This is a genomic window from Streptomyces sp. NBC_00510 (assembly GCA_036013505.1).
GTDB lineage: Bacteria > Actinomycetota > Actinomycetes > Streptomycetales > Streptomycetaceae > Actinacidiphila.
Window position 1 is genome coordinate 6,293,542 of the sequence record CP107851.1, and the last position, 14,820, is coordinate 6,308,361.

The 14,820-nt window shown below is 69.7% G+C and carries 11 protein-coding genes and 2 tRNA genes; 11 read left to right on the forward strand and 2 right to left on the reverse strand.

Annotation, left to right across the window (positions count from 1 at the left end):
* Positions 1 to 16 precede the first annotated feature (16 nt).
* Positions 17 to 1,507 (forward strand): hypothetical protein, encoded by a 1,491-nt coding sequence (locus OG937_28395; GenBank protein ID WUD75333.1) that lies wholly within the window; start codon positions 17 to 19, stop codon positions 1,505 to 1,507.
* A 569-nt stretch (positions 1,508 to 2,076) separates the two neighbouring features.
* On the opposite strand, the gene OG937_28400 is transcribed toward OG937_28395, so the two are convergent.
* Positions 2,077 to 2,147, reverse strand: a tRNA-Gly gene (locus tag OG937_28400).
* 111 nt (positions 2,148 to 2,258) lie between these two features.
* Here OG937_28400 and OG937_28405 point away from each other — a divergent pair.
* The 5 genes from OG937_28405 (at position 2,259) to clpX (ending at position 6,935) form a co-directional block, all read left to right on the forward strand.
* Positions 2,259 to 2,335 (forward strand) — tRNA-Pro (locus tag OG937_28405).
* A 165-nt stretch (positions 2,336 to 2,500) separates the two neighbouring features.
* Positions 2,501 to 3,895 (forward strand): trigger factor, encoded by a 1,395-nt coding sequence (gene tig, locus OG937_28410; protein WUD75334.1) that lies wholly within the window; start codon positions 2,501 to 2,503, stop codon positions 3,893 to 3,895.
* Positions 3,896 to 4,136: 241 nt separating this feature from the next.
* Positions 4,137 to 4,739: an ATP-dependent Clp protease proteolytic subunit gene (locus OG937_28415; GenBank protein WUD78913.1), complete on the forward strand. Its 603-nt coding sequence runs from the start codon at positions 4,137 to 4,139 to the stop codon at positions 4,737 to 4,739.
* Positions 4,740 to 4,838: 99 nt separating this feature from the next.
* Complete coding sequence (locus OG937_28420; GenBank protein ID WUD78914.1) at positions 4,839 to 5,474, forward strand: ATP-dependent Clp protease proteolytic subunit; 636 nt, start codon at positions 4,839 to 4,841, stop codon at positions 5,472 to 5,474.
* Between the two features lie 174 nt (positions 5,475 to 5,648).
* Positions 5,649 to 6,935 (forward strand): ATP-dependent Clp protease ATP-binding subunit ClpX, encoded by a 1,287-nt coding sequence (gene clpX, locus OG937_28425; GenBank protein WUD75335.1) that lies wholly within the window; start codon positions 5,649 to 5,651, stop codon positions 6,933 to 6,935.
* 66 nt (positions 6,936 to 7,001) lie between these two features.
* Here clpX and OG937_28430 read toward each other — a convergent pair whose 3' ends face one another.
* Positions 7,002 to 7,856, reverse strand: coding sequence for a hypothetical protein (locus OG937_28430; GenBank protein WUD75336.1), 855 nt, complete (start codon positions 7,854 to 7,856; stop codon positions 7,002 to 7,004).
* A gap of 427 nt (positions 7,857 to 8,283) precedes the next feature.
* Between OG937_28430 and OG937_28435 the strand changes: the two genes are divergently transcribed.
* The 5 genes from OG937_28435 (at position 8,284) to OG937_28455 (ending at position 14,737) form a co-directional block, all read left to right on the forward strand.
* Positions 8,284 to 10,920: a valine--tRNA ligase gene (locus OG937_28435; protein ID WUD75337.1), complete on the forward strand. Its 2,637-nt coding sequence runs from the start codon at positions 8,284 to 8,286 to the stop codon at positions 10,918 to 10,920.
* Positions 10,921 to 11,047: 127 nt separating this feature from the next.
* The gene (locus tag OG937_28440) at positions 11,048 to 12,532 is read left to right on the forward strand and encodes a bifunctional folylpolyglutamate synthase/dihydrofolate synthase (GenBank protein ID WUD78915.1); all 1,485 of its coding nucleotides are present in this window, start codon (positions 11,048 to 11,050) and stop codon (positions 12,530 to 12,532) included.
* Between the two features lie 24 nt (positions 12,533 to 12,556).
* Positions 12,557 to 12,892 (forward strand): DUF4233 domain-containing protein, encoded by a 336-nt coding sequence (locus tag OG937_28445; protein ID WUD75338.1) that lies wholly within the window; start codon positions 12,557 to 12,559, stop codon positions 12,890 to 12,892.
* Between the two features lie 96 nt (positions 12,893 to 12,988).
* Positions 12,989 to 13,402, forward strand: coding sequence for a nucleoside-diphosphate kinase (ndk, locus tag OG937_28450; GenBank protein WUD75339.1), 414 nt, complete (start codon positions 12,989 to 12,991; stop codon positions 13,400 to 13,402).
* Positions 13,403 to 13,717: 315 nt separating this feature from the next.
* Entirely contained in the window at positions 13,718 to 14,737 is a 1,020-nt protein-coding gene (locus OG937_28455; protein WUD78916.1) for a rod shape-determining protein, read from the forward strand.
* Positions 14,738 to 14,820 lie beyond the last annotated feature (83 nt).

The window sequence follows — 14,820 nt, forward strand, 5'->3', positions numbered from 1 at the left end:
CGGGCACGGACAACCGGTGGCTGCCGCGCGCTTGTCCACCGTTGTGTCGGTTGCCGTCGCCGTGCTGCTCGGCATATTCCTGCTCCTGGTCGTGGTGAAGCTGCCGTGGAACGGCGACCTGGGAGTTCACGCGGCGACCCTGCAGCGGCTCTCGCATTCCCCGGGGGACCCCGGGAACCCGATGGTGGACTCGGACACCACCAGCCCCTATTACTCGCCGTGGATGCTCCTGCTCGGGTTGCTGGCAGAAGTCACCGGATGGCCGGTGTTCGGGGTGCTCAGGATCGCCGCACTGATCGCCCTGCCGCTGCTCATCTCCGGGATCTGGCGATTCGCCCGATCACTGGCCCGCCCCGGTGGGGTCGCACTCGCCGGGCCGCTCGCCGTGCTCTGCATCCTGCTGCTCTGGGGCACCACGGAGTTCTCCTGGAGCGGCTTCGTCGGGCTCAGCTCGCTCTCCCTCACCTGCTCGTACCCGTCCACCTTCGCCCTCGGCTGCGCCTTCCACCTGTGGGCGTGGCTCCACCGTCAACTGGGGTCCGGACGTGTACTGACCTGGACGGCCGCGCTCGCCATGGGACTCCTGTGGGCGGTGACCCTGCTGAACCACCAGTTCACCGGAGTCATAGCGACCCTCGGGGTGCTGGCCCTGCTCGGCGGAGCGCGCCCCTGGCCCGCGCGGAGCGTCTGGCTACGGCTGGGCACCGGGGCGCTGTGCGGAGTGACACTGCTCGCCCTGTGGCCCTACTACGACTTCTTCGCGCTGGCCGGGGTGGGTGGCCTGGAGGCGATCCACGAGCCGCTCTACCACCGTTTGACGGTCCGGTTCGGCCTGGTGCTGCTGGGCGTGGCGGCGCTGGCCCTGCGTGCCCGCCGGGACCTGCGGGATCCCCTGGTGCTGTTCTTCCTCTCCGGCGCGGCGGTCTTCGCCGCGGGTGGGCTCACCGGACACTACTCGTGGGGACGGGCGCTGCCGGCGGCATTGATCCCCGCGCAGCTGGCGGCCGCTCTGGAAGCCGCTGGGGCCGGGCGGCGGAGCGTCGCCCGCGGATTCGCGTTGCTCGTCGCCGCGGCCCTGCTGGTGGGCGCGTGGGCCCAGCGTGGCGCGCTCGGCTACGTCGTGCCGCCCCGACTGCTGCCAGGACCGGTCGCCGAGGCCTACCGAACGCCATGGCCCGGCTACGCCTGGGCGACCGACCGGATGAACTGGGGCGATGTGGTGATGGCGCGGGAGCGGCCCGGCCGGCAACTGCCCGCCTACGGCCCGTACACCGTGGCGCCTGGCTACCCCGATTTCTTCCTGCCTGACCAGCGCCGGCGACTCGCCGACACGGCCCGCTTCTATTCCCCGGCGACAAGCCGGCAGCAGCAGGAACGGATCCTGACCCGGTGGAAGGTGCGCTGGGTGCTTCTGGACCGAGGTGACCCCGCCCCACCGCGCGGTTTGCTCTCTCTGGTTGCCGAGGGGAACGACGGGCAGCGCCTTTACCGTGTCCACGCGCAGTAGGTGATGCGTCGTCGTGACCACGGTGGCCCGCCCGATCCCCTCGATGCGGTGGTGGCCATCCGTGGGCACGGAGATTGCCGTACTCCTCTGCTGTACGGCGTGCATCGGGGACTCACGCGACGGCTCCGCACATGTCAATCGGGTTCAGCGGGTTCGTGCTTGACGAGTCCTGCGCTGACGCCGCCCCTCGGGGCGCTGCGCCAGGAACGCCGCGGTACAAGGCGCTCGTCCTCCTGGCCGACTTCCGCGGCCTCCGATGGGGTGAGTTGATCGGCCTGCGTCGTCAAGATGTTGACCTCGACCACGGCGATCCGCGTACGCCGTTCGGTGGCCGAGCTCACCAGCGGGCAACCGGTCTACAAGGCAACCAAGAGCGAAGCAGGCAAGCGCAGAGACCGGCGCCGCCGGGCGTGTCTTCGGCGGGGCGAAAAGCGCCATGATCGTCAGGGCTGTGAAGCGGGGATCGCGCCGACAGGGGCACGTGGCGGGCACGGACGACTGATCCGGCCGAGGAACGACGAAGGCCCAGGACCGGGGAACATTCCCCTGACCTGGGCCTTCGTGTGCAGAGCGGGCGACGGGAATCGAACCCGCGTAGCCAGTTTGGAAGACTGGGGCTCTACCATTGAGCTACGCCCGCAACGGCCAGTCATTCTGGCACATCAGATCGTAGCCGATCGACCCGGCTCCCGCGTACGGCATATGTGGCCGTCAGGGTGTGCGGAGGCATGTACTCTACGTGTCGCACCGACGGGGTGTGGCGCAGCTTGGTAGCGCGTCCGCTTTGGGAGCGGAAGGTCGTCGGTTCGAATCCGGCCACCCCGACCAGTGCTCGGCCGCCCTGTGCCGAGCAGGGCCCGGCCGCAGGATTGTGGTACCGGTAGGATGGGTCGTCGGCCACTGAAACGCGGAAAAGCCAGGTCGAACACCAGCCGCCCCGCACGATCGCCGAGCGGCCGCCCATCAACGTAAAGCCCCCAAGGAGACCCAACCGTGAAGAGCGCCGTCGAGACTCTGAACCCGACCCGGGTTCGACTCACTGTCGAGGTGCCCTTCGAGGAGCTCAAGCCCAGCCTCGACGCGGCGTACAAGAAGATCAACCAGCAGGTCACGGTGCCGGGCTTCCGTAAGGGCAAGATCCCCGCGCGCGTCATCGACCAGCGGTTCGGCCGTGGCGCGGTCCTCGAAGAGGCCATCAACGACGCACTGCCGAAGTTCTACACGGAGGCGGTCAACGAGGGCGAGCTCAACGTCCTCGGCCAGCCCGAGGTGGACATCACCGAGTTCAACGACGGCCAGGAGCTGAAGTTCACCGCCGAGGTGGACATCCGCCCGGTCATCGAGATCCCGGACTACTCCGGCATCGAGGTCACCGTCGACGCCGTCGAGGTGTCCGACGAGGACGTCGACAAGGCCCTGGAGCAGCTGCGCGAGCGCTTCGCCTCCACCACCGTCGTGGAGCGTGCCGCCGCCGACGGCGACGTCGTCGTCGTCGACCTGGAGGCCTCGGTCGAGGGCGAGGTGCTGGAGGACGGCGTCGCCAGCGGCGTCACCTACACCATCGGCTCCGGCCAGCTGCTCGACGGCATCGACGAGGCCGTCACCGGCCTGGAGGCCGGCGGTTCGGCCACCTTCACCTCCGAGCTCAAGGGCGGCTCCGCCGCCGGCAAGGAGGCCCAGGTCAAGGTGGACGTCACCACCGTCCAGGCCCGTGAGCTGCCCGAGCTGGACGACGACTTCGCCCAGCTGGCGAGCGAGTTCGACACCCTCGAGGAGCTCCGCGCCGACGCCGTGAAGCGCCAGGAGCGCATCAAGCAGTACGACCAGGCCACCCAGGCCCAGGAGAAGGTGCTGGACGCCCTCCTGGAGCTGGTCGACATCCCGCTGCCGGAGAAGCTGCTCAAGGACGAGATCGAGACCCGCGTCCACAACCTGGAGCACCACCAGTTCCCGGCCATGGGCCTGGACTGGGACTCCTTCCTGGAGAACGAGGGCAAGACCCGCGAGGAGTACGACCAGGAGATCGAGGGGCAGGCGAAGAAGGGCATCAAGACCCAGTTCGTCCTGGACGAGCTCGTCTCCACCGAGAAGCTCTCGGTCAACCAGGAGGAGCTCACCGAGCACCTCATGCGTCGTGCCGCCTCCTCCGGCATGAGCCCGGACCAGTTCGCCCAGGCGGTCGTCGAGGGCGGCCAGGTGCCGCTGCTCGTCGGTGAGGTCGCCCGCGGCAAGGCGCTGGCCCTGGTCGTCGAGGCCGCCACGGTCAAGGACACCAACGGCGAGGTCGTCGACCTGGAGGACGAGGAGGACGAGACCGGCGAGACGGTCGAGGCCACCTCCGAGGACACGGACGCCGAGACCGCCAAGGGTGAGGGCTCCGAGGCCTGAGCCTCGCCCCGCAGCACCATCCGACGGGCCCGGACGACCAGTTCGTCCGGGCCCGTTCTGCTCGGTTTCGCTCTCCGCTTACACCCTCCCTGCGCTGACAGCGAACAGTTCCGCGTGGGGGATTGCTGGGCCCCACCTGCGCGTTAGGGTCCGTAAGTACGAGGGCCCGTGCCCTACGAGAAGACCCTGTGACGGCGTCCGCGCCGTCCGACAACGAGCAGGTGGATACGTGACGACTCCGATGCCTTCCGCCGCCGGCGAGCCGACCATCGGTGGCCTCGGCGACCAGGTCTACAACCGGCTGCTCGGCGAGCGGATCATCTTCCTCGGCCAGCCGGTGGACGACGACATCGCCAACAAGATCACCGCGCAGCTGCTCCTCCTTGCCGCCGAGCCGGACAAGGACATCTACCTCTACATCAACAGCCCCGGCGGTTCCGTGACGGCCGGCATGGCGATCTACGACACCATGCAGTTCATCAAGAACGACGTGGTCACCATCGCCATGGGCCTCGCGGCCTCCATGGGCCAGTTCCTGCTGACGGCCGGTACCCCCGGCAAGCGCTTCTCGCTGCCGAACACCGACATCCTGATGCACCAGCCCTCCGCCGGCCTCGCCGGCTCGGCCTCCGACATCAAGATCCACGCCGAGCAGCTGCTGCGCACGAAGAAGCGCATGGCCGAGCTCATCGCGGAGCACTCCGGCCAGAGCGTCGAGGCGATCACCCGTGACTCCGACCGCGACCGCTGGTTCTCCGCCGATGCGGCCAAGGAGTACGGCCTGATCGACGACGTCATCACGCACGCCGTGAACGTGCCGGGCGGCGGCGGCACCGGGGCCTGACCGGGCCTGACGCCCGTACTGCCCCGCAGGACCGACCCCAGCCCACTGCTCATCTTCAGGACGGTGAACGTGACCACCCAGAACTTCCCCGGCAGCGGCATGTACGACCGCGCGAACGCCGCCGAGGCCCGGTACGTGGTGCCGCGCTTCGTGGAGCGCACCTCGCAGGGCATCCGCGAGTACGACCCGTACGCGAAGCTCTTCGAGGAGCGCGTGATCTTCCTCGGGGTGCAGATCGACGACGCCTCCGCCAACGACGTCATGGCGCAGCTGCTGTGCCTGGAGTCGATGGACCCGGACCGCGACATCTCGGTCTACATCAACAGCCCCGGCGGCTCCTTCACGGCGCTGACGGCCATCTACGACACGATGCAGTTCGTGAAGCCCGACATCCAGACGGTCTGCATGGGCCAGGCGGCCTCCGCCGCGGCCGTGCTGCTCGCCGCCGGTACGCCCGGCAAGCGGATGGCGCTGCCGAACGCCCGCATCCTGATCCACCAGCCGTACAGCGAGACCGGCCGCGGCCAGGTCTCGGACCTGGAGATCGCCGCCAACGAGATCCTGCGGATGCGGGCCCAGCTGGAGGAGATGCTGGCCAAGCACTCCAGCACCCCGATCGAGAAGATCCGCGACGACATCGAGCGCGACAAGATCCTCACGGCCGAGGAAGCCCTCTCCTACGGTCTGGTCGACCAGATCGTCTCGACCCGCAAGGGTTCGGCGGTCGCGGTCTGACGCCCGGCAGGGCATTCTGCGACAAGAAGTCCCCTCTTGGAGCCGCGGGGTTGTGCAGGTCACGGCCCAGTAGCTCCAAGGGGGGCCCGCACTGGGGGCGCGGCAAGGTACCGTCGATAGGCAAGCACCAGGACTCGTCGAACTGACGGGACCCAGGCGAAGGGGAAGCACCTCGTGGCACGCATCGGTGACGGCGGCGATCTGCTCAAGTGCTCGTTCTGCGGAAAGAGCCAGAAGCAGGTGAAGAAGCTCATCGCAGGACCCGGTGTGTACATCTGCGACGAGTGCATCGACCTCTGCAACGAGATCATCGAGGAGGAGCTCGCCGAGTCCTCCGAGGTGCGGTGGGAGGACCTGCCGAAGCCGCGCGAGATCTACGAGTTCCTCGAGAGCTACGTCGTCGGCCAGGAGCCGGCGAAGAAGGCGCTCTCCGTGGCGGTCTACAACCACTACAAGCGGGTGCAGGCTGGTGAGAACGGCGGCGGCCGAGGCCACGACGACGGCATCGAGCTCGCCAAGTCCAACATCCTGCTGCTCGGTCCCACGGGCTCGGGCAAGACCCTGCTCGCCCAGACCCTGGCCCGGATGCTGAACGTGCCGTTCGCCATCGCGGACGCCACCGCGCTGACCGAGGCCGGGTACGTCGGCGAGGACGTCGAGAACATCCTGCTCAAGCTGATCCAGGCGGCCGACTACGACGTCAAGAAGGCCGAGACGGGGATCATCTACATCGACGAGATCGACAAGGTCGCCCGCAAGAGCGAGAACCCGTCGATCACGCGCGACGTCTCGGGCGAGGGCGTGCAGCAGGCGCTGCTGAAGATCCTGGAGGGCACCACCGCCTCGGTGCCGCCGCAGGGCGGGCGCAAGCACCCGCACCAGGAGTTCATCCAGATCGACACCACCAACGTGCTCTTCATCGTCGGCGGTGCCTTCGCCGGCCTGGAGAAGATCATCGAGTCGCGGGCCGGCGCCAAGGGCATCGGTTTCGGCGCGACCATCCGCTCCAAGCGGGAGATCGACTCCGCCGACCAGTTCTCCGAGGTCATGCCGGAGGACCTGGTGAAGTTCGGCATGATCCCCGAGTTCATCGGCCGTCTGCCGGTCATCACCAGCGTGCACAACCTCGACCGTGAGGCGCTGCTGCAGATCCTGGTGGAGCCGCGCAACGCCCTGGTCAAGCAGTACCAGCGGCTCTTCGAGCTCGACGGCGTCGAGCTGGAGTTCGAGCGCGGCGCCCTGGAGGCCATCGCCGACCAGGCCATCCTCCGCCAGACCGGTGCCCGGGGCCTGCGCGCCATCATGGAGGAGGTGCTGATGTCGGTGATGTACGAGGTGCCCTCGCGCAAGGACGTCGCCCGCGTCGTCATCAGCGAGGACGTCGTCCACTCCAACGTGAACCCGACCCTGGTCCCGCGCGAGCCCCGCATCATCGGCAAGGGCGAGCAGAAGAGCGCGTAGCGCACCCCGGCACACGAAAGGGGGCGCCCGGCAGCTGCCGGGCGCCCCCTTCGCCGTACGGGCGGGTCACTTCGTGACGCGGACCTCGTCGCGGATCTTCACGGTGCTGTCCGCCCACTCCGTGAGGGAGGGGGGCTCGGTGGCGCCGGTGATGTCGACGTTCATGTCCATGGCCATGGCGACCGTGCTGTCGTCGGCCCATGCGCAGTACGGGAAGCTGACCCCGGCCGAGCCGATCGTGCCGCACTTCATGATGTCGCCGTCGAAGCCCGAGGGGTGGACCTCCTTCGGGGCCTCGCCACCGGAGCTGCCGGCCTTGGAGGTGAAGGCGGCGAGCATCTTGTCGAGCACGCTGCCCGGGTCGCTGACGTCACCGTAGGCGCCGGTGACGATCAGCTGCTCGGTGGCGCCCTTCTTGTAGTTTCCGGAGACCGTGGTGGCGTCGTCGATGCCGGTGTCGTCCCCGGTCTCGCCGTTGCTGAGTCCGGGGTCGTTGCCGGACTTGGTGTACTGACCGTCCAGCAGCGTGGCCGGCATGGCGAGCTTGTGGTCACCGCCGCTGCCGCCGCTGCCCGTGAGGGCGAGGACGCCGCCGCCTATGACCGCGACGGCGACCACGACGCCGACCACGATGCCGATGATCTTGCCCTTGCCCCCGGACGACGGCGGCGGCGGGGCACCCCAGGCGCCGGCCTGCTGGGCGTAGGGGCCCGGCTGCTGGGCGTACGGGCCGGGCTGCTGCGGGTGGCCGTAGCCCGGGGCCGGCTGCGGGGCCGTGGGCTGCTGGGGGTAGCCGTAGCCCGGTGCGGGCTGCTGGGGCGGGCCGGGCGGGACCGGTGGCTGCTGGGGGTGGCCGGGCTGGCCCCCGTAGCCAGGCTGGCCGCCGTAACCCGGCTGCGGCGGCGGCTGGTTGAAGCTCATCGGTGAGTCCCCTCGTTGAACTGCTGTCTCCTCGTACTCATCCTTGCGGATTGTTTAGGCCGTCTTTACACCGGCGTCGTCAGGACTTGGTAACAAGACGGTGCAGATGCCCGGTTGATCACCCCGACCACCGGTGCGGTCGGGTACCGCCGACCCGTCCGATCTGCCGGTTTCCCATCAGGAGTCCCTCGTCCGGCGGTGGTTCGGACGCGGCGGCCGCCCCCCGGGGCGGCGGGGGTCTCCCGGCTCCCGGCCCCGGCCGCCCGGCGCAGCCGGGGACGGCACCACGCGCCCCCGGATCCGGACCGCGAGCACCCCCTGCCGGGCCCCGCGGCGGGCGCGCGTTCTCGGGGGCCCGTCCCCGACCCTCGCGCCCGGGCACCGGTGGATTCGTAACGGGGCCCGCCCCGCCCGTAAACTGAGCGCCGTGACCGACAACACTCAGCAGGCCGCCGAGAGCGGACCGAACAGCGCGACCCCCGAACTGCCGACCCAGTACGCGCCGGCCGAGGTAGAGGGGCCCCTGTACGAGCGCTGGGTAGAGCGCGGTTACTTCGAGGCCGACGCCAAGAGCGGCAAGAAGCCGTACACGGTCGTCATCCCGCCGCCGAACGTCACCGGCAGCCTCCACCTGGGCCACGCCTTCGAGCACACGCTGATCGACGCACTCACCCGCCGGAAGCGGATGCAGGGGTACGAGACGCTGTGGCAGCCCGGCATGGACCACGCCGGCATCGCCACGCAGAACGTCGTCGAGCGCGAGCTCGCCAAGGAGGGCAAGTCCCGCCACGACCTCGGCCGCGAGGCGTTCATCGAGCGCGTCTGGCAGTGGAAGGCGGAGTCCGGCGGGCAGATCTCCGGGCAGATGAGGCGCCTCGGTGACGGCGTCGCCTGGTCGCGTGAGCGCTTCACCATGGACGAGGGCCTGTCCAAGGCCGTCCAGACCATCTTCAAGAAGCTCTACGACGACGAGCTCATCTACCGCGCCGAGCGCATCATCAACTGGTGCCCGCGCTGTCTGACGGCCATCTCGGACATCGAGGTCGAGTACCAGGACGACGACGGCGAGCTGGTCTCGATCCGCTACGGCGAGGGCGAGGACTCCATCGTCGTCGCGACGACCCGCGCCGAGACGATGCTCGGCGACACCGCCGTCGCCGTCCACCCGGAGGACGAGCGCTACCGGCACCTCGTCGGCCGCGAGATCGAGCTGCCGCTCACCGGCCGCCGCATCCCGGTCGTCGCCGACGAGCACGTCGACCCGCAGTTCGGCACGGGCGCCGTCAAGGTCACGCCCGCGCACGACCCGAACGACTTCGAGATCGGCCAGCGCCACGGTCTGCCGAACCTCGCCGTCATGGACGAGCGCGCGGTCATCACCGCGCACGGCCCCTTCCAGGGCCTGGACCGCCTGGAGGCCCGCTCCGCCATCGTCGCCGCGCTGCGCGCCGAGGGCCGGATCGTCGCCGAGAAGCGCCCGTACGTCCACTCCGTCGGCCACTGCTCGCGCTGCAAGACCACCATCGAGCCGCGGTTGTCCATGCAGTGGTGGGTCAAGGTCGGCCCGCTGGCGAAGGCCGCGGGTGACGCCGTCCGCGACGGCAAGGTCAAGATCCACCCCCAGGAGATGGAGAAGAGGTACTTCGACTGGGTCGACAACCTCCACGACTGGTGCATCTCGCGCCAGCTGTGGTGGGGTCACCGCATCCCCGTCTGGTACGGACCGGACGGCGAGATCGTCTGCGTCGGTCCCGACGAGGAGCCCCCGGGCGGCGAGGGCTGGACCCAGGAGACCGATGTCCTCGACACCTGGTTCTCCTCCGGTCTGTGGCCGTTCTCCACGCTCGGCTGGCCCGAGGAGACCGAGAGCCTCGCGAAGTTCTATCCGAACTCCGTCCTGGTCACCGGGTACGACATCCTCTTCTTCTGGGTCGCCCGGATGATGATGTTCGGTCTCTACGCGATGGACGGCACCCCGCCGTTCCACACCATCGCCCTGCACGGCATGGTCCGCGACCAGTTCGGCAAGAAGATGTCGAAGTCCTTCGGCAACGCGGTCAACCCGCTGGACTGGATGGACACCTACGGCTCCGACGCGCTGCGCTTCACCCTCGCGCGCGGCGCCAACCCCGGCACCGACGTGCCGATCGGCGAGGACTGGGTCCAGGGCTCCCGCAACTTCACCAACAAGATCTGGAACGCCACGCGCTTCGCGCTGATGAACGGCGCCACGGTCGGGGGCGACCTGCCCGCGCCCGAGGAGATGTCGGCCACCGACCGCTGGATCCTGTCCCGGCTGAACGCCACGGTCGCCGAGGCCGACGCGCTCTACGACGACTACCAGTTCGCCAAGCTCAGCGACGTCCTCTTCCACTTCGCGTGGGACGAGGTCTTCGACTGGTACGTCGAGCTGTCCAAGACCACCTTCCTGGCGGGCGGCCGCCCGGCCGAGGTCTCCCGGCGCGTGCTGGGCGAGGTCCTGGACAAGCTGCTGCGACTGCTCCACCCGGTGGTCCCCTTCGTGACCGAGACGCTGTGGACCACGCTCACCGGGCGCGAGTCGGTCGTCGTCGCCGACTGGCCGGCCGACTCCGGCTTCCGCGACGCGGCCGCCGAGAAGGAGATCGCGGCGGTGCAGTCGCTGGTCACCGAGGTCCGGCGGTTCCGCGCCGACCAGGGCCTGCAGCCGGGCCAGAAGGTCCCGGCCCGGCTCGACCTCGGCTCCACCGGCCTGGAGGCCCATGAGGCGGCGGTCCGCCAACTGCTGCGCCTGCAGCCGGAGGGCGAGGGCTTCACCGCGACGGCGACCCTCCCGGTCGCGGGCGCGACGGTCGCGCTGGACCTCTCCGGGGCGATCGACGTCGACGCCGAGCGGAAGCGGCTCGCGAAGGACCTGGCCGCTGCCGAGAAGGAGAAGGCGCAGGCCACGGCGAAGCTGGGCAACGAGGCGTTCCTCGCGAAGGCACCGGAGCCCGTCGTCGCCAAGATCCGCACCCGCCTGGAGGCGGCCGAGGCGGACATGGCCCGCATCACCGCGCAGCTGTCCTCGCTGCCGCAGAGCTGACGCACCCGGGGTGGGCAGGCGGAAACGCCTGCCCACAACCCGGATCTACCTGGCCGCTTCGTACAATGTGGTCGTGAGCAACCCGCGCCCCGAGAACGACGAGCCCCTTTCCGACCCGCTGGCCGCGATGGGTCTGGGCGGCGACGAGGACGAAGCCGACATCGACCCCGGCCGCGAGGCCGACCTGGCGGTGATCGAGGCGGGCAGCCGTACCCTCCGGGCCGGGGGACCGGTGCCGCAGGACGACGGCGTCCCGGCCCGCCCCGCCGACCCGGCGGTCGACAAGGCCCTCCGCGAGGTCGAGGCGGAGCTGGCCGGCCGCTGGCCGGAGACGAAGCTGGAGCCGTCCCTGGACCGGATGACCGCGCTGATGGACATCCTGGGCGAGCCGCAGCGCTCCTACCCCTCGATCCACATCACCGGCACCAACGGCAAGACCAGCACCGCCCGCATGATCGAGCAGCTGCTGCTCGCCTTCGACCTGCGCACCGGCCGCTACACCAGCCCGCACGTGCAGTCCGTCACCGAGCGGATCAGTCTCGACGGCCGGCCGATCGCGCCGGAGAGCTTCATCGAGACGTACCGCGACCTCCAGCCGTACGTGGAGATGGTGGACGCATCGCAGCCGTACCGGATGTCGTTCTTCGAGGTGCTGACCGGCATGGCGTACGCCGCCTTCGCCGACGCCCCGGTGGACGTGGCCGTCGTCGAGGTCGGCATGGGCGGCAGCTGGGACGCGACCAACGTGGTGGACGGCACGGTCGCCGTCGTGACCCCGATCGACCTGGACCACACCGACCGCCTGGGCGAGACGGCCGGCGAGATCGCGGTGGAGAAGAGCGGGATCGTCAAGAAGGACGCCACCGCCGTGCTGGCCCAGCAGCCCGTGGAGGCGGCCCAGGTGCTGCTGAAGCGGGCCGTCGAGGTGGACGCGACGGTCGCCCGGGAGGGCATGGAGTTCGGCGTCACGCACCGCGAGGTGGCCGTCGGCGGGCAGATGCTGACCCTGCGCGGTCTGGGCGGGGAGTACGAGCAGGTCTTCCTGCCGCTGCACGGTGAGCACCAGGCCCACAACGCGGCGGTGGCGCTCGCCGCGGTGGAGGCCTTCTTCGGCATCGGCACCCTGCACGCCCGCACCCTGGACGTCGACACCGTCCGCACCGCCTTCGCCAATGTCACCTCGCCGGGCCGGCTGGAGGTCGTGCGCCGCAGCCCCGCCGTGGTGCTGGACGCGGCGCACAACCCGGCGGGGGCCCGGGCGGCGGCCGCCGCGCTGGGCGAGGCCTTCGGTTTCACCCATCTGGTGGGCGTGGTCGGGCCGAGCGGCGACAAGGACGTACGGGGGCTGCTGGAGGCCTTCGAGCCGGTCTTCGCCGAGGTCGTGGTGACCCAGAACTCCACCCACCGCGCCATGGACGTGGACGAGTTGGCCGCGCTCGCGGTCGAGGTCTTCGGCGACGAGCGTGTGCAGGTCGAGCCGCGGCTGGACGACGCGATCGAGGCGGCCGTGACGCTCGCCGAGGATCAGGGGGAGTACTCCGGCGCCGGGGTGCTGATCACCGGTTCGGTGATCACCGTTGGAGAGGCCCGGCTGCTGCTGGGCCGGAAGTGACGAGCGGGAAGCGAAGCCAAGCGGATGCGGACCCTGTGCGCGAGCACCCTGATCGGTGAGTTCTTCGTGATCGGCTTCGCCGGTCTGGTGGCGATGAAGCAGCCGGAGCTGACGGCCGGCACGGTATGGACGGTCAGCGGCATCGCCATGGCCCTGTGCGTGCTGCTGTGCGGCATGCTCGGGCGGCGCGGCGGGCTGGCCGTCGGCTGGCTGCTGCAGGCCGGGTTGATCGTGAGCGGCTTCGCCGTCCCGGTGATGTTCTTCCTCGGCGCGGTCTTCGCCGCCCTGTGGTGGGCCGCCGTCCACTTCGGCCGGAAGGTCGACGAGGCCAAGGCGGCACGGGCCGCGCAGCCGGCCTGATCGCACGCGTCGTGCCCCGGGCCGAGGGGGTGCCGTGGGTCGTGGGGATCACCGGTAATGTCGTCGTACCCGCACCCCGCACATAGGAGTCACACCGTGTCCCAGCGCACCCTCGTCCTTCTCAAGCCGGACGCCGTACGTCGCGGCCTGGTCGGCGAGATCCTCGGCCGCATCGAGCGCAAGGCGGGCTGGAGCATCACCGCGCTGGAACTGCGCACGCTCGACCGCACGATCCTCGAACAGCACTACGCCGAGCACGTCGGCCGGCCCTTCTACGAGCCGCTGGTGGAGTTCATGGCCTCCGGCCCGGCCGTCGCCCTCGTCGTCGAGGGCGAGCGGGTCATCGAGGGACTGCGCGCGCTGGCCGGCCCGACCGACCCGATCGCCGCCGCCCCCGGTTCGATCCGCGGCGACTTCGGCACGATCGTCCGGGAGAACCTGATCCACGCCTCGGACTCCGAGGAGTCCGCCGAGCGCGAGATCAAGATCTTCTTCCCCGGTCTGGCCTGATCCTCCGCGAGGATTCGCCCCGAATTCACTGCTGACGCCCGATCAGCTCAACGGGCGGCCGGAAATTTCCCGGCCGCCCGCAGGCATATGCCGGGAGTTCGGGGGAACCAATTCCGCCGACACGGCGTCACCATTGCAGAGGACAGCTGTGTGTTCTGATGACAATGGCGGCGGAACCCTGACCCCGTGCCCGGTCGGGCGCGACTACCATGGAATCTCCGCACCTCCGGCTCAGCGCACAGCAGCGCATCCGCCGTGCTCACCCCCACATCGCTCCAGCTCGGGAAGGCCAGACGTATCCTCATGGCGAACAACATGTCGTTCATCGGCCGTGACATGGCTGTCGACCTCGGCACCGCCAACACGCTGGTGTACGTCAGGGGTCGCGGGATCGTCCTCAACGAGCCGTCCGTCGTCGCCATCAACACCAATACGGGCGGCATCCTGGCGGTCGGCTCCGAAGCGAAGAAGATGATCGGCCGGACCCCCGGCAACATCGTCGCGGTCCGTCCTCTCAAGGACGGGGTGATCGCGGACTTCGAGATCACCGAACGCATGCTGCGCTACTTCATCCTCAAGATCCACAAGCGCCGCTACCTGGCGCGCCCCCGCGTCGTGGTCTGCGTGCCCTCCGGCATCACCGGAGTCGAGCGCCGCGCCGTCATCGAGGCCGCCACCCAGGCCGGCGCGCGCCAGGTGCACATCATCGAGGAGCCCATGGCCGCCGCGATCGGCGCCGGGCTCCCGGTCCACGAGGCGACCGGCAACATGGTCGTCGACATCGGCGGCGGCACCACCGAGGTCGCCGTCATCTCGCTCGGCGGCATCGTCACCGCGCAGTCCATCCGGGTGGCGGGTGACGAGCTGGACAACGCGATCATCCAGCACATCAAGAAGGAGTACAGCCTCCTGCTGGGCGAGCGCACCGCGGAATCGATCAAGCTCACCATCGGCTCGGCCTTCGCGGTCGAGAACGAGGAGCACACCGAGATCCGCGGCCGCGACCTGGTCTCCGGCCTGCCCAAGACGGTGGTGATCTCCGCCGCCGAGGTACGCAAGGCGATCGAGGAGCCGGTCAACGCCATCGTCGACGCGGTCAAGACGACCCTCGACAAGTGCCCGCCCGAGCTGTCCGGCGACATCATGGACCGCGGCATCGTCCTGGCCGGCGGCGGTGCGATGCTGCGCGGCCTGGACGAACGGCTGCGCCACGAGACCGGCATGCCGATCCACATCGCCGAGTCCCCGCTGGACTGCGTGGCCCTCGGGGCCGGCAAGTGCGTCGAGGAGTTCGAGGCGCTGCAGCAGGTCCTGGACGCGCAGCCGCGCAGATGAGTCCTCACGATCCGTCGTACGGGTGAAGTCCCGCCGGTACGCCGGATCGTTCTACCTCCCGGCACGGCCCATCGGGCCCACGG